The following is a 25773-nucleotide window of genomic DNA, read 5'->3' as shown; positions in this document are numbered from 1 at the left end:
TGCAAATCAACAGGTTATAGGACTTCAGTCTGACGTCATCCCGAAGCGTTCCTACCGATCATCTTTCTGTCGCGAATATTAGGATTTTCGCGAAAACGCTATGTCGTAGTTTGACGGATAGCGGTCATTCAGCCGCAGCAGCGTAGTCTGCGATCCACATTTGCTCGCACCACGCCTTCTCACCAAACTGCGTGATTTCTAACCTCGCCGTCGCGGGCGTCAGGGTCTTAGCCCACGGAAGAAATCGGTTCTCGATATGAGCCGCTATTCGATCAAGCTCTTGACAGACTGATCGTTCATCAGCGCTCTCCCAATGAAAGCGCTCGTAATCATAATTCAGATTCTGAGGCCGATAGACCAATTCCTTATCGGCATCTTCGAGCGGCTTGAACTTATAGGGATAATCGAACACTTCTGTGGGGAACTTGCTCGGAATCCGTTCGGTCCTGTCCCGCAGAAACGAGTGCCGAAAACAGAGAATATGCGAGATTGACCCGGGACTGCTCATCCGGCCACCCAGCCGGACGAGCGCAATTGTAAAGTGCTTCTCTTGGAAGTACAGCGTCTTGCCCTTCGACACGAAGCCAAGCCGAGCTAAGCGGCCAGCCACGCGCTCATTAAAGAGCATATCGAAATCCTCTTTATCCATGACGGCTCGGTAGCATAAGCGTGATCGAGTTTCCATCGCACCCAAATCGCGCCGGTGGATTAACCGGCGCTGCCATACGCCTATCCAAAATGAGCCTCGATGCCGCGCTCAGTGCGGTTCCAATCATCGACGAGCGTCCGTCGAAATCCCTGTCCTGGGAGAGCAGATCGGGTCAAGGCGGGAGTCCAGCAAGGATCAGCCTTCAAACCAAGCTCCCTACTGCACGAGTAGGCGCATCAACATCGAAGCCGCAGCGGTGATGCAATTCAAGGAGGCGGCCGTCGGCTGAGCCATATGGCTTCCCACCACCGAGAAATTAATCAAAGACCTGGAACGAGAAAAACAGGTTTTGATCTCAGGGACAAATCTATTGAAGCGTCAGGGACAAAACAGCGCTTGTGGGGACAGACCTTTCGAGCGATTCCACAGGAACGTGCGTTCTTTCAAGGGAGATAAGCATCTGTTTGACTGGTGATCCCGGCGCGATTCGAACGCGCGACCCCCAGATTAGGAATCTGGTGCTCTATCCTGCTGAGCTACGGGACCACTTGCACGCCATGCATACAAAAGGCTTGGCGGGAAGCCAAGCCTTAATTGTTGCTAAGCGCCGAGGCGTTGTTCGGCGAGGCGGACCCAATAGGAGATGCCGTGGGCGATGGCTTCGTCGTTGAAGTCGTAGGCCGGGTTGTGGAGGCCGGCGCTGTCGCCATTGCCGATGAAGATGAAGGCGCCGGGGCGGGCGTTCAGCATGTAGGAGAAATCCTCGCCGCCCATCATCGGATCGATCTCGGCGTTGACATTGCCTTCACCAGCGATGGCACTGGCGGTGGCGACCGCATGCTCTGTCTCGTCGGGGTGGTTGACAGTAACCGGATAATTGCGGTGGAAGCTGATGTCGGCCTCGGCGCCGTGGGCTGCGACCAGGCCCTCGACGATCTGCCGGAACCGTGTCTCGGCGAGTGTGCGCACCTCGGGGTCGAGGGTGCGGACCGTCCCGGCGAAGGTGGCATCGTTCGGAATGACGTTATGGGCAAAACCGGCGTTGAACTTGGTCACCGAGACGACCACAGAGCGCAGCGGATCGGCGCTGCGTGAGGCGATCATCTGCAGGTTGGCGACGATCTGGGCACCGATGGCGATCGGGTCGATCGTCCGGTGCGGCTGGGCGGCGTGGCCGCCGCGGCCCTTGATGGTGACGGTGAATTCGTCGGTCGCCGCCATGATCGCGCCCTTGCGGATGGCGAACTGGCCGACGGGCAGGCCCGGCAGATTGTGCATGCCATAGACCTCTTCAATCGCGAAGCGCTCCATCATGCCGTCCTTGACCATCAGATTGCCGCCGCCGCCGCCTTCTTCGGCGGGCTGGAAGATGACGGCGACATTGCCGTTGAAGTTGCGGGTCTCGGCCAGGTATTTCGCAGCGCCGAGCAGCATGGCGGTGTGGCCGTCATGGCCGCAGGCATGCATCTTGCCCGGCGTCTTCGAGGCCCAGGGTTTTCCGGTGATCTCGGTCAGCGGCAAGGCGTCCATGTCGGCGCGCAGGCCGACCGTGCGGCGGCCTTCACCCTTGCCCTTGATCAGGCCGACGACGCCGGTGCGGCCGATGCCGGTGACGATCTCGTCGACGCCGAATTCCTTGAGTTTTTCGGCGACGAAGGCAGCCGTGTTTTCCACCGCGAAGAGGAGTTCGGGCCGGGCGTGGATGTGGCGGCGCCATTCGGCGACTTCGTCCTGCAACTCCGCGGCTCTGTTCAAAATCGGCATATTCGCGTTCCTGTTATGAAATCCCGACAATCTTTCACCGCATCACAACGGTGTGAAGCTGGGGTGTGAGGCTTTTGGAAATTACTTAGTCAATGACCTTTGCCATGTCATAGCCATATAGGCTAAATAGGGGAAGGTTTCGAGATTTTCCTGATATCCGAAGGACGAACTGTGTCGACGAGCCACTTCCGTTTGTTTGCAGCGCTGCGACCGTTGAGCTTCATCGTCGCTGCGACAACTAGCTTTCTTGCCTTCGTTCCGCTTGCCCAGGCCAATCCGCATATTCTCGTCGACGTGCAGACCGGCCGCGTGCTCGAGCATGAAGAAGCCTTCCGCAAGTGGTATCCAGCCTCGCTGACCAAACTGATGACCGTCTATACCGTGTTCGACGCGATCCGCGCCGGTCAGATCAGCCTCGATACGCCTATCGTCATGAGCAAGCGCGCCGCCGCGCAGCCGGCTGCCAAGATGTATTTCAAGCCGGGCCAGAAGCTGACGCTCGACAGCGCGCTGAAGATCCTGATGGTGAAATCGGCCAACGACATCGCCGTCGCGGTCGCGGAAGCCATCGGCGGTACGCAGGAAGGCTTCGTGACGCGGATGAACGGCGAGGCGCTGAAGCTCGGCATGACGGATTCGCATTTCGTCAATCCGAACGGCCTGCCCGGCAAGGGCCAATATACGACGGCGCGCGACCTCGCGGTGCTGACCGTGGCGTTGCGCCGCGATTTTCCGCAATATGCCGGTTATTTCTCGCTGGAGGGCTTCACCACCGGCCAGCAGAATGTACCGAGCCTCAACATGCTGATCGGCCGCTTCGCCGGCGCCGATGGCATGAAGACCGGCTTCATTTGCGCCTCGGGCTTCAACCAGATCGGTTCGGCGACGCGTAACGGCCGCACTCTCGTCTCCGTCGTGCTCGGCACCGACAGTCTTGCGGCGCGCGCCGATGCGACGGCGAACCTTTTGCAGAAGGGGTTCACCGCGCAGTTTCCCGGCAATGACACGCTGGGTTCGCTGCGGCCCTACGGCCCGGGACAGGATCAGGTTACCGACATCACCGCCGATATCTGCAGCGCCAAGGGCGCCAAGGTGCGCAGCGAAACGCGCGACGAGGTCGGCCGGATGAGGGTGCAGTCGCCCTATATCCTGGAAATGGACCACGATCCGCGATTCGTCTTCGCCGGCCTCATTCCGGGCCAGGACCCTCAGCCGGCCGCGCAGCCGGAAAAGATGGCGCGGGGCGATACCGCAAGCGCGATCGCCAACGTGCCGGTGCCGATGCCGCGCCCGACATCCTTTTAAGCTTCAAGGTAAAATGACATGAGCGCGCTCAACGACAGGATTCCGGTCACCATCCTGACCGGCTTTCTCGGCGCCGGCAAATCGACGCTGCTCAACCGTATCCTCAAAGACCCGGTGATGAAGGATGCGGCCGTCATCATCAACGAATTCGGCGATGTCGGTATCGACCATCTCCTGGTCGAAAGCTCCGGCGATTCGATCATCGAACTGTCCGATGGCTGCCTGTGCTGCACCGTGCGCGGCGAGCTGGTGGATACGCTGGCGAACCTGATGGATGCCGTGCAGACGGGCCGCGTCAAGCCGGTGAAACGCGTCGTCATCGAGACGACGGGCCTTGCCGATCCCGCACCCGTCATGCAGGCGATCATGGGAAATCCGGTCATCGCTACAAATTTCGAACTCGATGGCGTCGTGACCGTCGTGGATGCCGTGAATGGCCTGCAGACGCTCGACAATCATGAGGAAGCGCGCAAGCAGGCAGCGGTCGCCGACCGGCTGATCGTCTCGAAAAAGGCGATGGCCGAGGCAACCGACGGGCTGGAAAAGCGCCTGCGGGCGCTCAATCCTCGGGCGGCGATTATGGATGCCGACAGTGCCGAGGCGGGCAGTGCCGCAGTGCTGGTGAACGGGCTTTACGATCCGGCGACGAAGATCGCCGATGTCGGCCGCTGGCTGCAGGACGAGGATGCGCATGAGGCGCATCATCATCACAATCACGATGACAATCGTGATGGCGATCAGGATCATGATGGCGATCACCATGGGCACCACCACCATCATCATCACGGGCATGCGGATCAGGACCCGCACGACGTCAATCGTCACGATGCCTCGATCCGCTCTTTCTCGATCATCGAGGAGAAGCCGATCGATCCGATGGCGCTCGACATGTTCATCGATCTCCTGCGTTCGGCCCATGGCGAGAAGCTTTTGAGGATGAAGGCGATCGTGTCGGTCTCCGACCGGCCGGATCGGCCGCTGGTGCTGCATGGGGTGCAGAGCATCTTCCATCCGCCGGTGCGGCTGCCTGCCTGGCCGGGAGAAGACCGGCGCACGCGCATGGTGCTGATCACCCGGGATCTGCCGGAAGCCTTCGTGAAGGACCTCTTCGACGCCTTCCTAGGCAAGCCGCGCATCGACATGCCCGACCGCGCGGCGCTGTCCGACAATCCGCTTGCTATCCCCGGCATGCGAATTTAGAGCATGTCGCGAAAAACTCGGCAGCGGTGTTGCGATAACGACGCGTTTTAGCGCTTGCGGATCAGGAAGCGATGGCCGCTTTCGGTCTTTTCCGTCTCGACCAGCTCGTGGCCTTCCTCATTGCAGAAATGCGGCATGTCGATCACAGCCAGCGGATCTGTCGTGTCGACGCGAATGAGTGCACCGCTTGCCATGGCGGCAAGCTTCTTGCGTGTCTTGATCACGGGGAATGGGCATTTCAGGCCGCGAAGATCGTAGAGAACGGGGTTCAAGCCGTTCAGTTCCTCGCCCAGAATTTCCAGAACGGCTTCTTTGCCGCGGCGTCTGCCGTTTCTTGCGGTTCGGGCGCGGTAAAGGCCAGCGGATTCTGCATCGGCACCGGCACGACCGCCGGTGTGGCGGCAGCGATGGCCGTTTCCTGCGGCTGGGCGGAGATTGCCTGCGGCCCGGCAGGCGCTGCCGGCGTGGCGCCCGGCGCGCTCTTGGCGGCAAGGCCCTGCGCGGTGCGCTTGGCCATCAGGTCTTCGAGTTCGGCGACCTTGACCATGCGGCCGGCTTCCAGCGAGGTGCCGGTCGGGGCGTAAGCGAGTTCGCGGCCCTTACGCAGCTTGGCGACCACGGCCTTGCGCTCGGCTTCCGTGGGATCGTACCAGGCCATGCCGTCATATTTGCTCATCGCCTTGGCATAGTCGGCATCATAGGTCTTGCCGTAGGAGGCAAGGGCCGCCGTCAGCGCCGGCGGTGTCGACATAGCAGGGCACTTGCCGGCGGCATTGAAGGCGCTGCCGTCGGTTGCCTGCTGATTGAAGACGTATTTCTTCTCGCAGACGTTCACCTCAGGCGGGCGCTTGGTGACTTCGAAATTGTCGTAGCCGACCTTCAGCATCTTCCAGAAGTCGTAATTGCTGTCGAGGCGATGCTTGACCATGTTTTCCGCGGTCATGCGGAAGGGGAAGGCCTGCAGTTGCACCGTTGCCTGGCCGCCCTTGAAGGCGTCGCGGGCGAAGGCGTAGATCTCCAGCACCTGCTGGTCGGTCATCGAATAGCAGCCGGAGGACGAGCAGGCGCCGTGGATCATCAGATCGGAGCCGCTGCGGCCGTTCGCCGCGTCGTAGCGGTTCGGGAAGCCGGTGTTGATCGCCAGATAATATTTCGAATTGGGGTTCAGGTTGGCGCGCGTCAGCTCGTAGAAACCTTCCGGCGCCTGCCGGTCGCCGGTCTTTACCTTCGGGCCGAGACGGCCGGACCAGGCGCAGATCTTGTAATCGGCGACCTTGTCGAAACGGTTGTCGGTCTTCGCCTTCCAGATCTCCATGGCACCTTCTTCCTTGAAGATGCGGATCATGATCGGCGAATTGCGGTCCATGCCCTTGGCGGCCATGGCGGTGAGGATATGTGGGGGAAGCGGCTGCTCCACCTTGTTCTTGACCTTGGAAAGATCGACCTGCGCGGTTTCCAACGCGTCATTGCAGCCGGACAGAGCCAGCGCCATGAGGGAAATATAGGCAAAATGACGTATGCGCATCCAAACTAGCCCATAAAGATAGTGCGATCCGGTCCCGCCTATGGAGTCCGGGCATTGGAAGGAATCATAGGCGGCTTATACTTTATAAATCCCTACCAGCCTATGACTTGCCACGAACATCCCCGCAAGCGCGAAAGTTAGAGATAACATCAATGTGGCCAAGATTTGGCCCCAATCGGTGAAGAGCCGAAGTTGAGTTAGAGATTGCGGCCCATGGCGAGGAATTTCTGGCGACGATCGTTGCGCAACTGCTCGCCGGAGCGCGACGCCATTTCGGCCAGAGCATTGGCGATCACATCGCCGGTCGCGGCAATGACGCTGTCGGGATCACGATGCGCGCCGCCGAGCGGCTCGGAAATGATGCCGTCGATGACGCCGAGCGATTTCAGGTCTTCGGCGGTGATCTTCATGTTGGTCGCCGCTTCCCGGGCGCGGGTGGAATCGCGCCAGAGGATCGAGGCGGCGCCTTCCGGCGAGATGACGCTGTAGATCGAATGCTCGAGCATATAGACGCGGTTGCCGGTGGCGATGGCAATCGCGCCGCCCGAGCCGCCTTCGCCGATGACGACGGAAACGAGCGGAACCTTGACGCCGAGGCACATTTCCGTCGAGCGGGCGATCGCCTCGGCCTGGCCGCGTTCTTCGGCGCCGACGCCGGGATAGGCGCCTGCCGTATCCACCAGCGAAATCACCGGCAGGCCGAAACGATCGGCCATTTCAAGGATGCGGATCGCCTTGCGGTAGCCTTCCGGACGGGGGCTGCCGAAATTGTGCTTGATGCGGCTCTTGGTGTCGTTGCCCTTTTCCTGGCCGATGACGGCGACCGGCTGGCCGCGGAAACGGGCAAGGCCCGCCTGGATCGCGGCATCTTCGGAAAACTTGCGGTCGCCGGCAAGCGGTGTGAATTCCTGGAACAGCGTCTTGGCATAATCGACGAAATGCGGGCGCTGCGGATGGCGGGCAACCTGGGTCTTCTGCCAGGCGTTGAGCTTGGAGTAGATTTCGACGATCGCCTCACGGACGCGAACCTCCAGCCTGCCGATTTCATCGGTGGTGTCGATGCTCTCGTCTTCCGTTGCGAGCTTCTTCAGCTCGATGATCTTGCCTTCGAGGTCGGAGATCGGCTTTTCGAAGTCGAGATAATTGTGCATGAGGTGCGTTTCCGTTCCTTGTGCCCGGGGCGTTTTCCTGGCTCCGCCCCATGTCGCCGGTCCTATTCGTGCTTTTTCGCCTGTTTGGCAAGGGGGTGATGCGTCTGGACGAGCTGCTGCAGCCTCTCTTCCAGGACATGTGTGTAGATCTGCGTAGTCGAAATGTCCGAATGGCCGAGCAGTTCCTGCACGACGCGCAGATCGGCGCCGTTGGCCAGCAGGTGGCTGGCAAAGGCGTGGCGCATGACATGCGGCGAGATCAGCGACGGCGTCAGGCCGGCGCGGATCGCCAGGTTCTTGAGGTCGCGGGCGAAAACCTGGCGCGGCAGGTATCCCTCCTTCGAGGCGGCGGGAAACAGCCAGGCGCTTTCCTGCGGCTCGTTTGCCGCGGCGTTTTCGGTCGCCAGCAGGCGCCCATAGGATTTCAAGGCTGTGATTGCCGATTGCGACAGTGGCACCAGCCGCTCCTTGTTGCCCTTGCCGCGGATCATCAGGAACCGGCCTTCCTGATCGAGCACGCGGGCAGGAAGCGAAACGAGTTCGCTGACGCGCATGCCGGTGGCATAGAGAAGCTCCAGCAGCGCCAGCATGCGCAGGCGCTGCAGCTGGCCCGGAGCCGGATCTTCCGCCTCGGTCTCAGCTTGGGAAAGCAGCCTGCCGACCTCCTCGACGCCCATCGTCTTCGGCAGCGGACGGCCTTTCTTCGGCGCGTCGAGAATGCCGGTGGGGTCGTCGGTCCTCAGGCCCTCGGCATAGAGGAACTTGTAGAATTGCCGCATGGCGGCAAGCCGGCGCGCCTGGGAAGAGGGTTTGAAGCCCTTTTGGGCGAGCGAGGAGAGATAGGCGGCGAGATCGGCGGAGGCGGCTTCGGTCAGCCGCACGCTGCGGCCGTTCAGGAAGGAGCTGACGTCATCGAGGTCGCGCTCATAGGATTGCAGCGTATTGGCGGCGGCACCCCGCTCGGCGCTCATCATCTCCAGGAAGGATTCCACGTGGACGCGGCCGAAATCCACCATGTCGGTCACTTCCTGGTCGTGTCGATGGCGCCCGTGGCGGGCGGATTGACCCGCTCGGACGGAATGCGGATCGTCACGTCGCGCTGCTGCGGCTCCACGAAGGTCACAAGCGCCAGCATCGCTCCGTAGACCGTCCCGGCGAGGATCGCGCAGACGAACAGGAAACGGAACAGGGTCGGCATCCGGCAACTCCTTCATGCTCTGCTTCTGTTATAGGAAGCCTGTCTGCAAGTGCAAGAAGCGGTATTCAAGCCATGATTCCCTTGTCCGCGACTTGACGCTCCATCTGCATTTGTCGATACCGTTTGCAAACAAAGTGTGAATGGACCGATGAGTGAACCACTGCTGACCGTTGCTGACAGCCTGAAAGACAGAGCTCGCGCCGCGCTCGGTTCACGTAATCTGATCCTTGTCGGGCTGATGGGCGCTGGCAAATCCGCCGTCGGGCGCATCGTCGCCAGCCAGCTGGCCATTCCCTTCGTCGACAGCGACCTCGAGATCGAGCGTGTGTCGCGGATGACGATCCCCGAACTTTTCGCCGCCTATGGCGAGGAAGAGTTCCGGGCGCTGGAAACGCGGGTGATGAAGCGGCTGCTGAAAAGCGGGCCGCGTGTCGTCTCTACCGGCGGCGGCGCCTTCATCAACGAGCGGACGCGCAAACATATCAAGAAGGGCGGCCTGTCGGTCTGGCTGAAGGCGGATCTCGACGTGTTGTGGGAGCGGGTCAACAAACGCGACACGCGGCCGCTGCTGAAGACCGAAAATCCCAAGCAGACGCTCGAAAACCTGATGAACGCGCGTTATCCGATCTACGCGCAGGCAGATATCACCGTGCTTTCGCGCGACGTGCGCAAGGAAATCATGGCCGACGAGGTGCTGAAGGCCATGATCGAAGCTCAGAAGGAAAGTGCAGCGTCATGAATGCGATACCCTCCGCCTCCACGATCCGAACGGTGCATGTGCCGCTCGGCGAGCGCGCCTACGACATCCTGATCGGGCCGGGGCTGATTGCACGGGCAGGCGCCGAGATCGCCTCTCGCCTCAAGGGCCGCAAGGCGGCTGTCGTCACTGACGAAAATGTCGCTCCGCTCTATCTCGAGGCTCTCGTCGCAAGCCTGAATCAAGCGGGCATCGTGTCGGCTGAGGTCGTCCTGCCAGCGGGCGAGAAGACCAAGAGCTTCAAACATCTCATCACGGCCTGCGACAAGGTGCTGGAGGCTCGCGTCGAACGTAATGATTGCGTCATCGCGCTCGGCGGAGGCGTCATCGGCGATCTCTCGGGATTTGCCGCCGGCATCGTCCGGCGCGGCGTGCGTTTCGTCCAGGTGCCGACCTCGCTGCTGTCGCAGGTCGATTCCTCGGTCGGCGGCAAGACCGGCATCAATTCCCGCCATGGCAAGAATCTGATCGGGGTCTTCCACCAGCCGGATCTGGTGCTGGCCGATACCGATGTGCTGGATACGCTGAGCGAGCGCGAATTCCGCGCAGGTTACGCCGAAGTGGCGAAATACGGGCTGATCGACAAGCCGGATTTCTTCGCCTGGCTGGAAGCGAACTGGACGTCGGTTTTTACAGGCGGCCCCGCGCGTATCGAGGCGATTGCCAAGAGCTGCCAGGCGAAGGCCGATGTCGTCGTTGCCGACGAGCGCGAGAACGGTCAACGGGCGCTGCTCAATCTCGGCCATACTTTCGGCCATGCGCTCGAAGCGGCGACCGCCTATGACAGCTCGCGCCTCGTGCACGGCGAGGGTGTTTCGATCGGCATGGTGCTGGCGCACGAATTCTCCGCACGCATGAACCTTGCAAGCCCGGACGACGCCCGGCGCGTCGAACGGCATCTGAAGGAGGTCGGCTTGCCGACCCGCATGTCCGATATTCCGGGCGACCTGCCGCCGGCGGAATCGCTGATGGATGCGATTGCGCAGGACAAGAAAGTCAAAAGCGGCAAGCTCACCTTCATCCTGACACGGGGCATCGGCCAGTCCTTCGTCGCCGACGATGTTCCGGCGTCCGAAGTGATCAGCTTTCTCCGGGAAAAGCATCCCTGATGTCGGTCGAAGGCGCTCTGGCATTTCTCGCGACATATTGGCCGGAGATCCTTTCGATCACGGCGCTCGTGCTCATGTCCGCCTTCTTTTCCGGCTCGGAGACCGCGCTGACCGCCGTTTCGCGCAGCCGTATCCATACGCTTGAAGTCAATGGCGACGAACGCGCCGGCCTTGTCCGGCAGCTGATCGAGCGGCGCGACCGGCTGATCGGGGCGCTGCTCATCGGCAACAATCTCGCCAACATCCTGTCATCCTCGATCGCCACCAGCCTCTTTCTCGGGCTGTTCGGCAGTTCCGGCGTGGCGCTGGCGACGCTGGCGATGACCGTTATCCTGGTCATCTTCGCCGAAGTGCTGCCGAAGAGCTGGGCGATTTCGACGCCCGACCGCTTCGCACTCGCCATCGCTATCCCGGCCAGGCTCTTCGTCATCGTCGTCGGCCCGGCTTCCTCCTTCGTCAATGCGATCGTTCGCCGGATTCTTTCGCTGTTCGGTATCAATCTGTCACGAGAGACCTCGATGCTGACGGCCCATGAGGAACTGCGCGGCGCCGTCGACCTGTTGCACCGCGAGGGATCGGTGGTGAAGGCCGACCGTGACCGCCTCGGTGGCGTGCTCGATCTCAGCGAGCTCGAACTGTCCGACATCATGGTCCACCGCACGGCGATGCGGGCGATCAATGCCGACGATCCGCCGGAAGCGGTGGTGCGCGCCATTCTCGAAAGCCCCTATACGCGCATGCCGTTGTGGCGCGGCACGATCGACAACATCATCGGTGTCGTGCACGCCAAGGATCTGCTGCGGGCGCTTGCCGAGCCGAACATGGAGCCGCAGAACCTCGATATCGTGAAAATCGCGCAGAAGCCGTGGTTCGTGCCCGACAGCACCAACCTCGAGGATCAGCTCAACGCTTTCCTGCGCCGCAAGCAGCATTTCGCCGTCGTCGTCGACGAATATGGCGAGGTGCAGGGCATCGTCACGCTGGAGGATATTCTCGAGGAAATCGTCGGCGACATTTCCGATGAGCACGATATCGAAATACAGGGCGTGCGTCAGGAGGCCGACGGTTCCGTCGTCGTCGACGGCGGCGTACCGATTCGCGACTTGAACCGCGCGCTCGACTGGAACCTGCCCGACGAGGAGGCAACGACGATCGCCGGCCTCGTCATCCACGAATCGATGACCATCCCGGAAGAGCGCCAGGCCTTCACCTTTCATGGCAAGCGTTTCATCGTCATGAAGCGGGAGAAGAACCGCATCACCAAGCTGCGTATCCGCCCGGCCGGGGAAGACGGCGCAAAGCCAGCCTGATCCATTCAAATTGCTACAGTATCCCTTGCGCATCTGAAAAGATGCGCGGCGCTGTAGGATTGCCGGCCGCCAATGCCTATATAAGCTTTGCTGCCGCTACCAGCGGGTCGGTTCGTCAGGTGCTGCCGGTTCTACGGCCAGCGCGTGCAGTCCGGCATCCAGCTCCGGTTTCAACAGGTCGGTGATTGCCCGGTGGCGCGCCAGCCGCGACATGCCGGTAAATTTGGCCGAAACGATTCTCACCCGCATATGGGTTTCGCCGGTGCCCGTGATATCAGGCTGATGGCCGGCATGCAGATGGCTTTCGTCGATGACGCTCAGGCGTTCGGGCGCGAAGGCTTCGACCAGTTTTTCTTCAATGCGGGTTCGCAGGGTCATCATCCGGTCTTGCAGCTTCGCGAAAAGGGTTCCCACCAAGCCAGTAACATTCCCATTTGTCAATTCTTGTTGTCGCTTCGCGGCAGGACCATAATTAGCGCCGTCATGAGACTTGATTCCAAATATTTCGATCGCATCCGAACACGCCGCAAACGGGAGCCGGAGCCAGAGCAGGCACCGCCTACCTGTCAGTGGGACGGCTGCGACAAGAAAGGCACGCATCGCGCTCCTGTCGGACGCAATGCGGAAGGCCAGTTCTTTTTGTTCTGCTTCGAGCACGTCAAGGACTACAACAAAGGCTACAATTATTTCTCCGGTCTTTCCGACGGTGAGATCGCGCGATATCAGAAAGAGGCAATCACCGGCCACCGGCCGACATGGACCGTCGGCGTCAACAAGGCGGCGAAGGACAGTCCGCTGCATTCGGAGGTCCGCTCCGGCGCCTATACCCGCGTTCGCGATCCCTTTGGCTTCGTCAAGGAAGGCGGCGGCAAGGGCAGCGGACCGCGTTTTCCCCAGGCCCGCAAACTGAAATCGCTGGAAAGCAAAGCCTTCGAAACGATGGGCCTCGACGCCAATGCGACGTCGGCGGAGATCAAGAGCCGCTACAAGGAACTGGTCAAGAAACACCATCCGGATGCCAATGGCGGCGACCGCGGCTCGGAGGAGCGTTTCCGCGCCGTCATCCAGGCCTATCAATTGTTGAAGCAGAACGGTTTTTGTTAATTCCCATCCTTGCTCTTGGGCTTCAATCGGGTATGGTCCAAATCGGCTGAGGCCGCAGGCAAACGCGGCTCATATTTGTGCGTTTTCCCGACATCGCCTCCGCCGACCTTCCGGACGCGGCGTTTCTTGTCCGGGACTCTTTCAAGAATGCTCGCACGCGGTCATCATCCCGCCGAGGTTTCGTTTCAGTCCCGGAGAAGTATCGCCGACGTTCCGACCTGGACGGGCGTGGAATAAAATCGCGGCGTCCGGGTTGCGACATGGCCTGAGACAGTATGGCCGGGTGGCATCACCCGCCTTGGAGACATGATGAGCAAGATCGACCTGGATATATCAGAACTGCCCGATACCACCGTTTCGGTCCGCGAGGCCTACGGTATCGATTCCGACATCCGCGTTCCCGCCTACAGCAAGGGCGACGCCTATGTGCCGGACCTCGACCCCGACTACCTGTTCGACCGCGACACGACGCTCGCCATTCTCGCAGGCTTCGCGCATAACCGCCGCGTGATGATCTCCGGCTATCACGGCACGGGCAAGTCCTCGCATATCGAGCAGGTGGCGGCGCGCCTCAACTGGCCCTGCGTGCGCATCAATCTCGACAGCCATGTCAGCCGTATCGATCTCGTCGGCAAGGATGCGATCGTCGTCAAGGACGGGCTGCAGGTCACCGAATTCAAGGACGGCATCCTGCCCTGGGCCTATCAGCACAATGTCGCACTCGTCTTCGACGAATATGATGCCGGCCGTCCCGACGTGATGTTCGTCATCCAGCGCGTGCTCGAATCCTCCGGCCGCCTGACGCTGCTCGACCAGAGCCGCGTCATTCGGCCGCACCCTGCCTTCCGCCTGTTTGCGACGGCGAACACGATCGGCCTTGGCGACACGACCGGCCTCTATCACGGCACGCAGCAGATCAACCAGGCGCAGATGGACCGCTGGTCGATCGTGACGACGCTGAACTACCTGCCGCATGATCACGAAGTGAATATCGTCGCGGCCAAGGTGAAGAGCTTCGGCAAGGACAAGAACGGCCGCGAGACGGTTTCGAAGATGGTTCGGGTTGCCGATCTGACGCGCGCCGCCTTCATGAACGGCGATCTCTCCACCGTCATGAGCCCGCGCACGGTCATCACCTGGGCTGAAAACGCCGAGATCTTCGGCGATCTCGCCTTCGCCTTCCGCGTCACCTTCCTCAACAAGTGCGACGAGCTGGAGCGGCCGCTGGTCGCCGAGCACTATCAGCGCGCCTTCGGCGTCGAGCTGAAGGAAAGTGCCGCCAATATCGTTCTCGGAGCTTGAGATCGACCGATCATGGCAGCTCGCGGTGACAATTCGAAAGCAAAACCCGGCGCGCCTGTCGACGTCGAGCCATTGCGCCGGGCGATAACCGGCTGCGTGCGCTCGATCGCCGGCGACGGCGATGTCGAGGTGACCTTCGCCAACGAACGGCCGGGGATGACCGGCGAGCGCATCCGGCTGCCGGAGCTTTCCAAGCGGCCGACGGCGCATGAGCTGGCGGTCACCCGCGGGCTCGGCGATTCCATGGCGCTGCGCCTCGCCTGCCATGACGAGAAGGTGCATGCGACGATGGCGCCGCAGGGCTCGGACGCCCGGGCGATCTTCGATGCGGTCGAGCAGGCGCGCGTCGAATCGATCGGCGCGCTGCGCATGGAGGGCGTGGCGTCGAACCTGCGCTCGATGACCGAGGAGAAATATTCCAAGGCGAATTTTACCGGCATCGAGCGTCAGGAAGACGCACCGGTCGGCGAAGCCGTGGCGATGATGGTGCGCGAGAAGCTGACCGGCCAGCGCCCGCCGGCCTCTGCCGGCAAGGTGCTCGATCTCTGGCGCGGCTTCATCGAGGACAAGGCAGGGACCGAGCTCGACAACCTGTCGAACTCGATCAACGACCAGCAGGCCTTCGCCAAGGTCATCCGCAACATGCTGTCGGCCATGGAAATGGCCGAGGAGTATGGCGACGACGACAGCGAAGCCGACAATGACGACCAGTCGGAGCAGGAAGACCAGCCGAACGGCGACGAGCAGGATCAGGACGAGGTCGACGAGGATGCCGGCACCGATGCCGCCCCCGTCGAGGACAGCGAAGTCGCCGACGAGCAGATGGAGGACGGCGAGACCGAAGGCGCCGAGATTTCCGACGACGACATGATGGAAGAGGGCGAGGACGATTCGGAAACGCCGGGCGAAACCCGCCGTCCGAACACGCCTTTTGCCGATTTCAACGAGAAGGTCGATTATCACGTCTATACCGAAGAGTTCGACGAGATCATCACCGCCGAGGAGCTCTGCGATGCCGCCGAGTTGGAGCGCCTGCGCGCTTTCCTCGACAAGCAGCTGGCGCATCTGCAGGGCGCGGTCGGGCGGCTCGCCAACCGGCTGCAGCGCCGGCTGATGGCGCAGCAGAACCGTTCCTGGGATTTCGATCTGGAAGAGGGCTATCTCGATCCGGCCCGGCTGCAGCGCATCATCATCGATCCGATGCAGGCGCTGTCCTTCAAGATGGAGCGCGACACGCAGTTCCGCGACACTGTCGTCACCCTGCTCATCGACAATTCGGGCTCGATGCGCGGCCGGCCGATCACGGTTGCCGCCACCTGCGCCGATATTCTCGCCCGCACGCTGGAGCGCTGCGGCGTCAAGGTCGAGATCCTGGGCTTTACGACGAAGGCCTGGAAGGGCGGGCAGGCGCGTGAAAGCTGGCTTGCCGGCGGCAAGCCGCAGACGCCGGGCCGCCTCAACGACCTGCGCCACATCATCTACAAGTCGGCCGACGCGCCGTGGCGGCGCGCCCGCGCCAATCTCGGGCTGATGATGCGCGAGGGTCTGCTCAAGGAAAATATCGACGGCGAGGCGCTGATCTGGGCACACAATCGCCTGCTCGCACGCCGCGAGCAGCGCCGCATCCTGATGATGATCTCGGACGGGGCGCCGGTGGACGATTCGACGCTGTCGGTCAATCCGGGCAATTATCTGGAGCGGCACCTGCGCGCCGTCATCGAACGGATCGAGACGCGCTCGCCTGTGGAATTGCTGGCGATCGGCATCGGTCACGACGTGACGCGCTACTATCGCCGCGCCGTGACGATCGTCGATGCGGACGAGCTTGCCGGTGCAATGACCGAGCAGCTTGCCTCGCTATTCGAAGATCAATCCGTCCAGCCGCGTGGCGGCCGGCTGCGCCGTGCCGGCTGATGTCGCTCAAAGGAAATACCCGGCATGACGATCAAGCGTCTCTGCGGTGCGGCGTCGATTGCCCTCTGTATCGCCACAGGCGCCTTTCCATCCTGGGCTGCTGACGAGGTGCCGGTCATTAGCCGGCAAATATCGGACTTCAGGATCGGCTCTTCAGAGACGAAATTCGGATCGATGGAATTTCTCGGCGGGCTGGAGATGGTGTCCAGCCGCGCGCTGTTCGGTTCGCTCTCCTCCATCCGTTTCCGGCCGGACCAAAAACATTTCGTCGTCGTGCTCGATACCGGCCAATGGCTGACCGGCAGCATCGAGCGCGACGTCAAGGGCAGGCTTTCCGGCCTTTTGGATGTCGAGATCACGCCGATGAAGAACAGCGCCGGGCTGAGCTTCGAGGGCAAGGGATATATGGATGCCGAGGGCCTGGCGCTGGACGGTGACCGGATTCTGGTCTCCTTCGAGCAGCGCCATCGCGTCGATGTCTATCCCGACCCCGGCTTCGCCGATTCGAGCGCGATCGCCACTTTGCCGATCCTTATCCCGCGGAAGATGTTGAGCGACAATCGCGGCATCGAGACCATCACGGTGGCGCCGGCATCGAGCCCGCTGAAGGGCGGCGTGGTCATCGTCTCCGAGCGCGGTCTCGACAGCGACGGCAACCGGCTGGCGGCCATTCTCAGCGGGCCGCTGAAAGGGCGTTTCTCGGTCGAGCGGGATGGCAGCTTCGACGTCACCGACGGCGCCTTCCTGCCGAACGGCGACCTGCTGCTGCTGGAACGCCGCTTCAACATGGCCGAAGGCATCGGCATGCGCCTTCGGCGCATCAAGGGCGCCGATATCAAGCCCGGCGCCGTCGTCAGCGGCGACTTGCTGCTGGAAGGTAATTTCAACTCGCAGATCGACAATATGGAAGGGCTCGATGCCTTTCAGGCGGCCGACGGCACGACCCATATCATCCTGGTGTCGGACGACAATCATTCGATCCTGCAGCGCAACCTGATGCTGGAATTCCGGCTTTCGGAAGAAGCCGCGTGGGTAGCGCCGAGTTCCCAGAAGCGGAATTGATCCTAGCCACCGGCCCGAAATCGGAATCGATTTTCGGAAAGCGCGATGCGAGGATTGAAAATGCTAGAGCGTCAGACTGATGTCATATGCCTCGGCTATCCCGCGCAATCGGGGATCCGTCTTCGGAGGGAGATTCATGGTGCATATTCATGTCATGGGCGCGTCCGGTTCCGGTACGACATCGCTCGGCCGTGCGCTTGCCGAAAGGCTCGATATCGCCCATCTCGACACCGACGATTTCTTCTGGATGCCGACCGATCCGCCGTTCACGACGCCGAGGAATGCCGACGAGCGTATCCGGCTGCTCCTTGATGAAACCGCACGGCATGACGGCTGGGTTCTCTCCGGATCGGCGCTGAAATGGGGCGGGCCAGTGGAGCCGCTTTACGAGCTGATCGTATTTCTCAGGATCGAGCCGGAACTGCGGATGGCGCGAATCCATGCGCGGGAGATTGCCCGGTATGGAAACAGGATCGGGCCCGGTGGCGACATGGAAGTTAAAAGCGGGGAATTCCTGCAGTGGGCGGCGAGTTACGACACAGCCGGTCCGGAACGCCGCAGTCTTGCGGCGCATGAGCAATGGCTGGAAACGCAGACAGCGCCGGTGTTGCGGCTCGATTCGTCACGAGATATCGACGATCTGGTTGCAGAGGCTCTGCTGCATCCGGCGATCGCCGCCGGTGCGGTCCGGCGGCGTCGGTGATTAGCTGGCGCGGGCGGCCTGCATCGGCCGCAGTACGTTCATCAGCGCGCCATAGGGCAGCAGCATGACGAGGCCGACGATCATCTTCACGGCGAAATCGCCGATCGCCCAGGAAATCCAGCGTGGAGCCTCCGTGGCGAAGACGCCCAGGACGGGAGCTGCTTCCAGCGCGAAAGGATCGTTCGGGCCGAGGAAGACGAAGAACGCGGCGAAGGACAGCGAGAAGAACATCACCGTATCGAGCGCCGAGCCGATCAGCGAGCCGACCAGCGGCGCGCGCCACCAGGCCTGGCGGCGAAGGCGGTTGAAGACGGCGATATCGAGCAACTGGCCGGCGAGATAGGCCGAGCCGGAGGCGATGGCGATGCGCGGAACCGAGGTGAAGAAGGAGAGCGTCACGCCAACGACGAAGCCGGCAAAGACGACCTTACGGGCCGCCTGCGGGCCGAACTGGCGGTTGGTCAGATCGGTGATCAGGAAGGCGATCGGATAGGAAAAGGCGCCCCAGGTCAGGATGTCGGCAAGGTTGATGCCGGCGACTTCGGCGTTCAGCGGAAACTGGACGAGGAAGTTGGAGGCGACGACGACGAGCGTCATCAGCGCGACATAGGCGATGGTATAGCGGGTCTTCAGCATTTTTTTATCCTGGGTGATGCCACCAGTTGGAGGAGTAAACCGACAAAGCAAAAGGCTTGTCCGGTATTATCCGTTCAAGCCTTTTGAAGCCGTATGAAAGAAAGGCAGAAGCTTACGCAGCAGCGGCTTCGGCGGTCTTCTTCACGATCTGACGGCGCAGCAGGCGCGCGCGCATCGAGAGTTCGTTTTCACCAGCCTTCAGCAGGAAGGCATCGAGGCCGCCACGATGCTCGACGGAGCGAAGGGCAGCAGCCGAAACGCGAAGACGATAACGCTGGTTGAGAGCGTCGGAAATCAGCGTGACCTGGCACAGGTTCGGCAGGAACCGGCGCTTGGTCTTGTTGTTGGCATGGCTGACATTGTTACCAGTCAGGACGGCCTTGCCGGTCAATTCGCACACGCGGGACATGGAACACCTATTCTTGTTTTTGTCGGGCCATCGAATTGACATTCCCGGCAAAACCAGGCGCGCAATCCAACAGGCATGATTGGAAAGTTGCGGTTCTATAGTCAGACAGGCTGCTTGCGTCAAGCCAAACCTTGGCCTTTCCCGCAATTCTGTCAAAAAGCTGCTGTTTTCTTCCCTTCACGGCAGGAGTATAGAGCGCTTAACAAGGCTGCCAGCGCGCGCCAAGACAAGGCTTGATTCATGGCTCATTCGGGCAGACGGATTTTCATTTCGGCCATCGCCGCGCTGCTTGCCATACCGGCATCGGCGGCCGAAATCCAACATCGGACGGAATACCGGGTGACGCTCGCCGGCTTGCCGATCGCGCGCGCGGCCTTCCTGACGCAGATCGAGGACGATCACAGCTACAAGATCGCCGGCAGTATCAATTCTGCCGGCCTTGCCGATCTCGTCACGACGATTTCGGCCAAGACCAGCGTGAGCGGTGTCGTGCGCAATGACAGATTGCAGGCGCAGAAATATTCGCTCTACTACAAGAGCGGCAAGAAGGCCCGCGTCTACGAGGTCAGTTACCGCGACGGCAACATCGTTTCGGCGACGACGACACCGGCGCCGAAGCGTCCGAAGAACTGGATCGACGTCACGCCGCGCGACATGCGATCGGTGCTCGATCCGATCTCCGGCCTGGTCTTCACCGGCGATACCAAGGTCTGCTCGCAGACGCTGCCGATCTTCGACGGCGAGACGCGCATGGATCTGGTGCTTTCGCCGAAGGGCGACGAGGATTTTTCGACCAACGGCTTCAAAGGCAAGGCGGATGTCTGCGGCGTGCGCTTCGTGCCGCGCTCCGGCTACAAGAAGGGCCGCAAGGACATCGACTATCTCAGCAAGAGCAACCGCATGGAAATCTGGTTTGCCAAGTCGGACGCGGCAAATGTATACGCTCCCGTCTATGTGCGTATTCCAACCGAATATGGAATGGTGACGATCACTGCCGTCAAATACGGCAGCGACAGCTGACGGAGCTTCTGTCTCCGTGAAGGGGGACGGGTGAGGCTTCGCGCGACGTTGATCGGTTTTACGGCCATCCTGATGTGGTCGTTCCTGGCGTTGTTCACGGCCGCCTCCGGCAAGATGCCGCCGTTCCAGCTTGCGGCCATCTGCTTTGCGATCGGCAGCATCCCCGGCCTCGTGGTGCTTGTCCTCAACCCCGCGCGGCTGGCGCTGCTGAAGCAGCCGGCCAAGGTCTGGATAACGGGTATTGCAGGGCTGTTCGGTTATCATTTCCTCTATTTCACCGCGCTCCGCAACGCACCGGCGGTGGAGGCGGGGCTGGTCGCCTATCTCTGGCCGCTGTTGATCGTCGTCGGTTCGGCGCTGCTGCCGGGCGAACGGATGCGCTGGTATCATCTGGCGGGTGCGCTTGCCGGGCTTTGCGGCACCTTCCTGATCGTCGGCCGCAATGGCATCGATTTCGACGGCGCCTATGCCGTCGGCTACGGGGCCGCCTTTCTGTGCGCCTTCACATGGTCCGGCTATTCGCTGCTGACGCGGCGTTTCGATGCCGTCTCCACGGATGTCGTCACCGGCTTTTGCCTTGCGACATCCATCCTGTCGTTCTTCTGCCATCTCGGCCTGGAGACGACCGTCTGGCCGGCCACGGGTTTCGAATGGGTTGCCGTCGCCGGGCTCGGGCTTTTTCCGGTCGGTGCTGCCTTCTATGCATGGGATCACGGCGTCAAGAACGGCGACATTCAGATCCTCGGCGCGGCAAGTTATGCCGCGCCTCTGCTTTCGACGCTGATCCTGCTGCTGTTCGGATTTGCCGAGCCGAGCTGGCGCATTGCTCTTGCCTGCCTGCTCGTTACCGGCGGGGCGGTGCTGGCCGCCCAGGACATGTTCCGCCGCAAGGTTCCGGCGCAGTCTGCGGCAGAGTAGGCCTTAAAACAGGATTCAGATTTTACGCCCGGTTGGCCTAAATTCTGAATCCTGTTCTAAATTATATAGTTAGAGCATGATGTCGTCCGAAAGCCGCTCACACTTTTCGGCATCATGCTCTAGCGCCGGGCTTCCAATCGGGTGGCGCCATCTCGAAGCTCGAAAATTCGAAGCCGGGCGAGACGGTGCAGCCGACCAGGGTGAAATCGCCGAGGGTTTCGGCCGATTGCCAGCAATTGGCGGGAACGATCGCCTGCGGCCGCTCGCCGGCGGACAGGTTCGTTCCGAGCGTCAGGGTCTCGCTTGCGGTTCCGTCTTCCGAACGATGCAGGAAGAGCGGCGCGCCGGCGTAATAATGCCAGACCTCAACCGCGTCATGGACGCGATGCCAGCGCGAGCGCTGGCCCCCGGTCAGCAGGTAATAGATCGCCGTCGAGTGGCCGCGTTCTCCGCCCGCCGTATCGCGAAACGTCTGCACATACCAGCCACCCTCGGGATGCGGCTGCATGCCGAGTTCGCGGATGATGTCCTGAGGCGACATCAGAAATTGTCCTTGCGCTTGCGGATCTCGGCAAAGACCTCCTCGTTGGTCTTGCCTTCCATGATCAGATTGCGGCGGATCGCCGGATCGGCGGCGCGCAGGAACGGGTTGGTCTCCTTTTCCAGTCCCAGCGTCGTCGGAATGGTGAATTTGCCGTCGGCACGAAGGGCCTCGACCTCGGCGGCGCGGCTCTTCAGGCGCTCGTTGTCCGGATCGACCGTCAGCGCGAAGCGGGCATTGGACAAGGTGTATTCATGGCCGAAATAGACGGCGGTCTCATCGGGCAGCACGGCGAGCTTCTGCAGGGAATGCCACATGTCGGCGGCCGGGCGTTCGAACAGCCGGCCGCAGCCGAGCGCAAACAATGTGTCGGCGGCAAAGAGCAGCTTGTCGTCGACGAAGTGATAGCAGATATGGCCGGCGGTGTGGCCTGGAGTCTCGATGACCTTGACCGTGTGATCGCCGAAAAGGAAGCTGTCGCCATCGGCCATCGTCCGGTCGAGGCCGGGAATGGCGACGGCCTCGTTGATCGGGCCGATGATCTCGCAGCCAAACTGCTCCTTCAGCGCCAGGTTGGCACTAACATGGTCGGTGTGGTGGTGGGTGGTGAAGATATGGCTGATTTTCCAGCCGCGGCGAGTCGCCGCTTCCAGGATCGGCGCCTCCTCCGGCGCATCGATCGCCGCGGTCAAGCCTGTCTCCGGATCGTGCACGAGAACGCCGAAATTGTCGGTGCGGCAGAGAAAAACGTCTAATTCCAAAGGTTTCATCGTTCAATAATCCCTTGTCTCAGGAGTCTCGCGGGAATGTAGAGGTTCCGGCCTTGAAGTCCAACCGCCCGCTGATAACATTTGTCGCAATGCACGCCGATATCGTCGACCTACGCCAGTTCTATCATTCCGAGCTCGGACGTCTTGCCGAGCAGTCGATCGCCATGGCGCTATCCTCGCTCTGGGTGCGGCTGCCGCAGGAGCGTCTGGTCGGTCTCGGCTATGCCGTGCCCTTCCTCGACCGTTTCCAGGCCGATACCGAGCGCACCTTCGCCTTCATGCCGGCCGGGCAGGGCGCGGTGAACTGGCCGATGGGCTCGCTCTCGTCGACGACGCTTGTCTTTGACGAGGAGTTGCCGCTGCCGGATTCCTCGATCGACCGGGTGCTGATGGTGCATTCGCTGGAATTCGCCGAAAGTCCGCGCGAGACGCTGAAGGAGCTCTGGCGGGTGCTGGCGCCGGGCGGACGGCTTGTTATCGTCGTGCCGAACCGGCGCGGCGTCTGGGCGCGCATGGAGCATACACCCTTCGGTTCGGGCCGGCCCTATTCGCGCGGCCAGCTGACGCATCTGCTGCGCGAGACGAATTTCACGCCGGGCGCGACGGCTGAAGCGCTGTTCTTCCCACCTTCGAAGCTCAGGACCATTCTGCGCCTTCGCCGTGCCTTCGAGCGGATCGGCCGAACGCTGTGGCCGGCCTTCTCGGGCGTCATCATCGTCGAGGCGCAGAAGCGGCTTTATCAGGGGCTGCCGGTTGCAGCGCGGGCTTCCCGCCGCGTCTTCGTGCCGGTTCTCGCACCGCATGGCGTGCCGACCACACGCAACCGCTGACGCCGCTCTCAGCCTTCTCAGGCTGCTTGCGTCACGCCCATACCTCTCGACAACAATCGCATTCCGCTTTAATGCCACTTGGTGTTTTTCAGCCCGGATTTCCGGCAATTCCAAGGTCGACCCATGAGCGTTGAGATGAGCAAGCCCGTTCCGCGTCCCGGTATTCTCGATATCGCAGCCTATGTGCCGGGTAAGGAACATGCGCCGGGCGTTGCCCGCGTCTACAAGCTTTCGTCCAACGAAACGCCGCTCGGCGCCAGCCCGAAGGCAATCGAGGCGTTCAAGGCGGCTGCCGACACTCTGGCGCGTTATCCCGACGGGCAGGCGGTCGAGCTGCGCGAGGCGATCGCCGCCGTGCATGGTCTCAATCCGGCAAACATCCTTTGCGGCAACGGTTCGGACGAATTGCTCGGCCTGCTCTGCCATGTCTATCTCGGCGCCGGCGACGAGGGCATCATCACCGAGCACGGGTTCCTCGTCTACAAGATCCAGATCCTGGGCGCGGGTGCCGTGCCTGTCGTCGTCAGGGAAAAGGACTGTACCGTCGATGTCGATGTGATCCTTGCCGCGGTGACGGAGAAGACGAAGATCGTCTTCATCGCCAATCCCGGCAATCCCACAGGCACCTATGTTCCCGTCAGCGAGATCCGCCGCCTGCAGGCCGGGCTGCCGAAACATGTCGTCCTCGTGCTCGATGCTGCCTATGCCGAATATGTGCGCCGCAACGATTATGAAGCCGGCATCGAGGTCGTGTCCTCCAATGCCAACGTGGTGATGACCCGCACCTTCTCGAAGGCCTATGGTCTTGCGGCGCTGCGTGTCGGCTGGATGTATGCGCCCGCCGAGATCGTCGACGCGCTGAACCGCGTGCGCGGGCCGTTCAATTTGAACGCGCCGGCAATCGCCGCCGGCGCCGCGGCCATCCGCGACCAAGCCTTCGTCCAGCAGGCCGTCTCCTTCAATCAGATGTGGGTGGAGACGCTCACCCGGGCGCTCGAAGCGATCGGGCTGAAGGTGACGCCGTCGGTCGCCAATTTCGTCCTCATCCATTTCCCCGAGATCGACGGCAAGCGCGCCGCCGATGCCGACGAGTTCCTGACGAGCCGCGGCTACATCCTGCGTGCCGTCCGCGGCTATGGCTTCGCCAATGCGTTGCGCATGAGCATCGGTCCCGAAGAGGCCAACCGCGGCGTCATTGCCGCGCTCAGCGAATTTATGGGACATCAGTCATGAGCGTGCAGTTCGATCGGATCGCGCTGATCGGCATCGGCCTGATCGGCTCTTCGCTTGCCTACGATATCAGACGGCTCGGCCTTGCAAGGGAGATCGTCGTCGCCACCCGCAGCGCCGATACGCTGAAGCGTGCGGAAGAACTCGGCCTTGGCGACCGCTACACGACGTCGTCGCAGGATGCCGTCAAGGATGCCGATCTGGTGATCGTCTCGGTGCCGGTCGGCGCTTCGGAAAGCGTGGCGAAGGAGATTGCGGGAAGCCTGAAGCCCGGGGCTGTCGTCACCGATGTCGGCTCCACCAAGGCCTCGGTCATCGCACAGATGCTGCCGCATATGCCTGATAATGTGCATTTCATCCCCGGCCATCCGCTGGCCGGTACCGAAAAATCCGGCCCGGATGCCGGCTTTCCCGGCCTCTTCGAAGGCCGCTGGTGCATCTTCACGCCGGTCGCCGGTACCGACGAGGTGGCGCTGAAGCGGCTGCGCAGCTTCTGGGAAGCGCTGGGCTCGAAGGTCGATGAGATGGATGCCGAGCATCACGACAAGGTGCTCGCCATCGTTTCGCACCTGCCGCATATCATCGCCTATAATATCGTCGGCACTGCCGACGATCTGGAGACGGTGACGGAGTCCGAGGTCATCAAATATTCCGCCTCGGGTTTTCGTGATTTCACCCGCCTTGCCGCCTCCGATCCGACCATGTGGCGCGACGTCTGCCTGCACAATCGCGATGCGATCCTCGAAATGCTGGCGCGTTTCTCGGAGGATCTCGCCTATTTGCAGCGCGCCATCCGCTGGGGCGAGGGCGACAAGATTTTCGAACTCTTCACCCGCACGCGCGCCATCCGCCGCTCGATCGTCCAGGCCGGCCAGGATGTCGACGCGCCTGATTTCGGCCGCCCCCACGCGCTTGATAAGAAGTAGCCCCGCGATGGTGGAAGTGGCGAACGCGAGCCACGCGGATACCGATTGGCTGGTTCGCGAAGATGCCAGTTCCGGTGAAGCATGGGTATCGCGCTGCGTGACGCTCGGCGAATACCTCGTTGCCAAGGAGGGCAGCGAGATCGTCGGCTTTCTGCGCTTCTCCCGCTTCTGGGGCAGGGTTCCCTATATGGAAATGATCCGCGTCCTGCCCGGCCATCGCCGGTCGGGCGTCGGCACCGCGCTGTTTCTCGCCTGGGAAGAGGCGATGCGTGGCGAAGGCGCCCGTCTGCTGATGACGTCGAGCGAATGCGATGAAAGCAGGCCCCCAGGACTGGCATCGCCGCAACGGATTTACTGAAACCGGTGCGATCGAGCTGCCAGGCCTGCAATCGGTGCCGGAGGTCTTCTTCATCAAGCCGATAGCCTGAAAGGCGAGATAG

Annotated in this window: 27 protein-coding genes, 1 tRNA gene and 1 pseudogene; 16 read left to right on the top strand and 13 right to left on the bottom strand. The window is 61.7% G+C overall.

From position 1 onward, the window contains the following. Positions 1–124 precede the first annotated feature (124 nt). The 3 genes from NE851_RS31130 to NE851_RS31120 all read right to left on the bottom strand — a co-directional run bounded on the left by NE851_RS31130 (position 125) and on the right by NE851_RS31120 (position 2413). Positions 125–649, bottom strand: coding sequence for a hypothetical protein (locus tag NE851_RS31130; protein WP_127431855.1), 525 nt, complete (start codon positions 647–649; stop codon positions 125–127). Between the two features lie 469 nt (positions 650–1118). Then, positions 1119–1195, bottom strand: a tRNA-Arg gene (locus NE851_RS31125). 54 nt (positions 1196–1249) lie between these two features. Further along, entirely contained in the window at positions 1250–2413 is a 1164-nt protein-coding gene (locus NE851_RS31120) for a M20 aminoacylase family protein (RefSeq protein WP_028756454.1), read from the bottom strand. Between the two features lie 171 nt (positions 2414–2584). Between NE851_RS31120 and NE851_RS31115 the strand changes: the two genes are divergently transcribed. Continuing rightward, a complete protein-coding gene (locus NE851_RS31115) occupies positions 2585–3718 on the top strand; it encodes a D-alanyl-D-alanine carboxypeptidase family protein (RefSeq protein WP_028756453.1) in 1134 nt (377 codons plus the stop codon). A gap of 18 nt (positions 3719–3736) precedes the next feature. Then, complete coding sequence (locus NE851_RS31110; RefSeq protein WP_028756452.1) at positions 3737–4918, top strand: CobW family GTP-binding protein; 1182 nt, start codon at positions 3737–3739, stop codon at positions 4916–4918. 47 nt (positions 4919–4965) lie between these two features. Here NE851_RS31110 and NE851_RS31105 read toward each other — a convergent pair whose 3' ends face one another. The 5 genes from NE851_RS31105 to NE851_RS31085 form a co-directional block, all read right to left on the bottom strand. After that, positions 4966–5190 (bottom strand): sulfurtransferase TusA family protein, encoded by a 225-nt coding sequence (locus NE851_RS31105; RefSeq protein ID WP_028756451.1) that lies wholly within the window; start codon positions 5188–5190, stop codon positions 4966–4968. Positions 5191–5195: 5 nt separating this feature from the next. Continuing rightward, positions 5196–6443, bottom strand: coding sequence for a L,D-transpeptidase family protein (locus NE851_RS31100; protein WP_028756450.1), 1248 nt, complete (start codon positions 6441–6443; stop codon positions 5196–5198). 197 nt (positions 6444–6640) lie between these two features. Further along, complete coding sequence (locus NE851_RS31095) at positions 6641–7594, bottom strand: acetyl-CoA carboxylase carboxyltransferase subunit alpha (protein WP_028756449.1); 954 nt, start codon at positions 7592–7594, stop codon at positions 6641–6643. 62 nt (positions 7595–7656) lie between these two features. Beyond that, entirely contained in the window at positions 7657–8610 is a 954-nt protein-coding gene (gene xerD, locus NE851_RS31090; RefSeq protein WP_127431854.1) for a site-specific tyrosine recombinase XerD, read from the bottom strand. Between the two features lie 5 nt (positions 8611–8615). Further along, a complete protein-coding gene (locus tag NE851_RS31085; protein WP_012759201.1) occupies positions 8616–8792 on the bottom strand; it encodes a hypothetical protein in 177 nt (58 codons plus the stop codon). Positions 8793–8940: 148 nt separating this feature from the next. Between NE851_RS31085 and NE851_RS31080 the strand changes: the two genes are divergently transcribed. Genes NE851_RS31080 through NE851_RS31070 form a run of 3 tightly spaced genes read left to right on the top strand, consistent with a single transcriptional unit; the run spans position 8941 to position 11968 of the window. Further along, on the top strand, positions 8941–9531 hold the full coding sequence (locus NE851_RS31080) for a shikimate kinase (protein ID WP_028756446.1): 591 nt from the start codon (positions 8941–8943) through the stop codon (positions 9529–9531). Next, positions 9528–10658, top strand: a complete 1131-nt coding sequence (aroB, locus tag NE851_RS31075) for a 3-dehydroquinate synthase (RefSeq protein WP_127431853.1) — start codon at positions 9528–9530, stop codon at positions 10656–10658. The genes NE851_RS31080 and aroB overlap by 4 nt, the downstream gene beginning before the upstream one ends. Further along, positions 10658–11968: an HlyC/CorC family transporter gene (locus NE851_RS31070; RefSeq protein WP_028756444.1), complete on the top strand. Its 1311-nt coding sequence runs from the start codon at positions 10658–10660 to the stop codon at positions 11966–11968. The genes aroB and NE851_RS31070 overlap by 1 nt, the downstream gene beginning before the upstream one ends. Positions 11969–12064: 96 nt before the next feature. Here the strand turns inward: NE851_RS31070 and NE851_RS31065 are convergent, their stop codons facing one another. Next, positions 12065–12349: a BolA family protein gene (locus NE851_RS31065; RefSeq protein ID WP_028756443.1), complete on the bottom strand. Its 285-nt coding sequence runs from the start codon at positions 12347–12349 to the stop codon at positions 12065–12067. A 102-nt stretch (positions 12350–12451) separates the two neighbouring features. Between NE851_RS31065 and NE851_RS31060 the strand changes: the two genes are divergently transcribed. The 5 genes from NE851_RS31060 (at position 12452) to NE851_RS31040 (ending at position 18053) form a co-directional block, all read left to right on the top strand. Further along, complete coding sequence (locus NE851_RS31060) at positions 12452–13072, top strand: J domain-containing protein (protein ID WP_028756442.1); 621 nt, start codon at positions 12452–12454, stop codon at positions 13070–13072. Between the two features lie 309 nt (positions 13073–13381). After that, a complete protein-coding gene (gene cobS, locus NE851_RS31055) occupies positions 13382–14374 on the top strand; it encodes a cobaltochelatase subunit CobS (RefSeq protein ID WP_047615895.1) in 993 nt (330 codons plus the stop codon). A 12-nt stretch (positions 14375–14386) separates the two neighbouring features. Then, positions 14387–16288, top strand: a complete 1902-nt coding sequence (cobT, locus tag NE851_RS31050; protein ID WP_047615893.1) for a cobaltochelatase subunit CobT — start codon at positions 14387–14389, stop codon at positions 16286–16288. Between the two features lie 24 nt (positions 16289–16312). Further along, positions 16313–17350: an esterase-like activity of phytase family protein gene (locus tag NE851_RS31045; RefSeq protein WP_028756439.1), complete on the top strand. Its 1038-nt coding sequence runs from the start codon at positions 16313–16315 to the stop codon at positions 17348–17350. A gap of 136 nt (positions 17351–17486) precedes the next feature. After that, positions 17487–18053, top strand: a complete 567-nt coding sequence (locus tag NE851_RS31040; RefSeq protein WP_047615484.1) for an ATP-binding protein — start codon at positions 17487–17489, stop codon at positions 18051–18053. On the opposite strand, the gene NE851_RS31035 is transcribed toward NE851_RS31040, so the two are convergent. Both NE851_RS31035 and rpmB read right to left on the bottom strand, forming a co-directional pair. Further along, positions 18054–18689, bottom strand: a complete 636-nt coding sequence (locus NE851_RS31035) for a VUT family protein (RefSeq protein WP_017962311.1) — start codon at positions 18687–18689, stop codon at positions 18054–18056. 112 nt (positions 18690–18801) lie between these two features. Then, on the bottom strand, positions 18802–19098 hold the full coding sequence (gene rpmB, locus NE851_RS31030; RefSeq protein ID WP_028756436.1) for a 50S ribosomal protein L28: 297 nt from the start codon (positions 19096–19098) through the stop codon (positions 18802–18804). Positions 19099–19338: 240 nt separating this feature from the next. On the opposite strand from rpmB, the gene NE851_RS31025 reads away from it, so the two are divergent. Both NE851_RS31025 and yddG read left to right on the top strand, forming a co-directional pair. Then, on the top strand, positions 19339–20118 hold the full coding sequence (locus NE851_RS31025) for a DUF3108 domain-containing protein (RefSeq protein WP_254959620.1): 780 nt from the start codon (positions 19339–19341) through the stop codon (positions 20116–20118). A 30-nt stretch (positions 20119–20148) separates the two neighbouring features. Continuing rightward, positions 20149–21036, top strand: coding sequence for an aromatic amino acid exporter YddG (yddG, locus tag NE851_RS31020; protein ID WP_047615891.1), 888 nt, complete (start codon positions 20149–20151; stop codon positions 21034–21036). A 112-nt stretch (positions 21037–21148) separates the two neighbouring features. Here yddG and NE851_RS31015 read toward each other — a convergent pair whose 3' ends face one another. Further along, the gene (locus NE851_RS31015) at positions 21149–21577 is read right to left on the bottom strand and encodes a cupin domain-containing protein (RefSeq protein ID WP_047615477.1); all 429 of its coding nucleotides are present in this window, start codon (positions 21575–21577) and stop codon (positions 21149–21151) included. After that, positions 21577–22347: a hydroxyacylglutathione hydrolase gene (gene gloB / locus NE851_RS31010; RefSeq protein ID WP_028756432.1), complete on the bottom strand. Its 771-nt coding sequence runs from the start codon at positions 22345–22347 to the stop codon at positions 21577–21579. The genes NE851_RS31015 and gloB overlap by 1 nt, the downstream gene beginning before the upstream one ends. A 53-nt stretch (positions 22348–22400) precedes the next feature. Here gloB and NE851_RS31005 point away from each other — a divergent pair, with 53 nt between their 5' ends. The 4 genes and pseudogenes from NE851_RS31005 to NE851_RS30990 all read left to right on the top strand — a co-directional run bounded on the left by NE851_RS31005 (position 22401) and on the right by NE851_RS30990 (position 25761). After that, a complete protein-coding gene (locus NE851_RS31005) occupies positions 22401–23177 on the top strand; it encodes a class I SAM-dependent methyltransferase (protein WP_028756431.1) in 777 nt (258 codons plus the stop codon). 135 nt (positions 23178–23312) lie between these two features. Next, the gene (gene hisC / locus NE851_RS31000; protein ID WP_174824525.1) at positions 23313–24410 is read left to right on the top strand and encodes a histidinol-phosphate transaminase; all 1098 of its coding nucleotides are present in this window, start codon (positions 23313–23315) and stop codon (positions 24408–24410) included. Then, complete coding sequence (locus NE851_RS30995) at positions 24407–25333, top strand: prephenate/arogenate dehydrogenase family protein (protein WP_028756429.1); 927 nt, start codon at positions 24407–24409, stop codon at positions 25331–25333. The genes hisC and NE851_RS30995 overlap by 4 nt, the downstream gene beginning before the upstream one ends. Before the next feature lie 7 nt (positions 25334–25340). After that, positions 25341–25761, top strand: a pseudogene (locus NE851_RS30990) (GNAT family N-acetyltransferase). Positions 25762–25773: the final 12 nt, after the last annotated feature.

The organism is Rhizobium anhuiense bv. trifolii (assembly GCF_024346605.1).
GTDB lineage: Bacteria > Pseudomonadota > Alphaproteobacteria > Rhizobiales > Rhizobiaceae > Rhizobium > Rhizobium anhuiense.
Note: the sequence above shows the minus strand (reverse complement) of the source record. Positions and strands in the feature narration are given on the sequence as shown.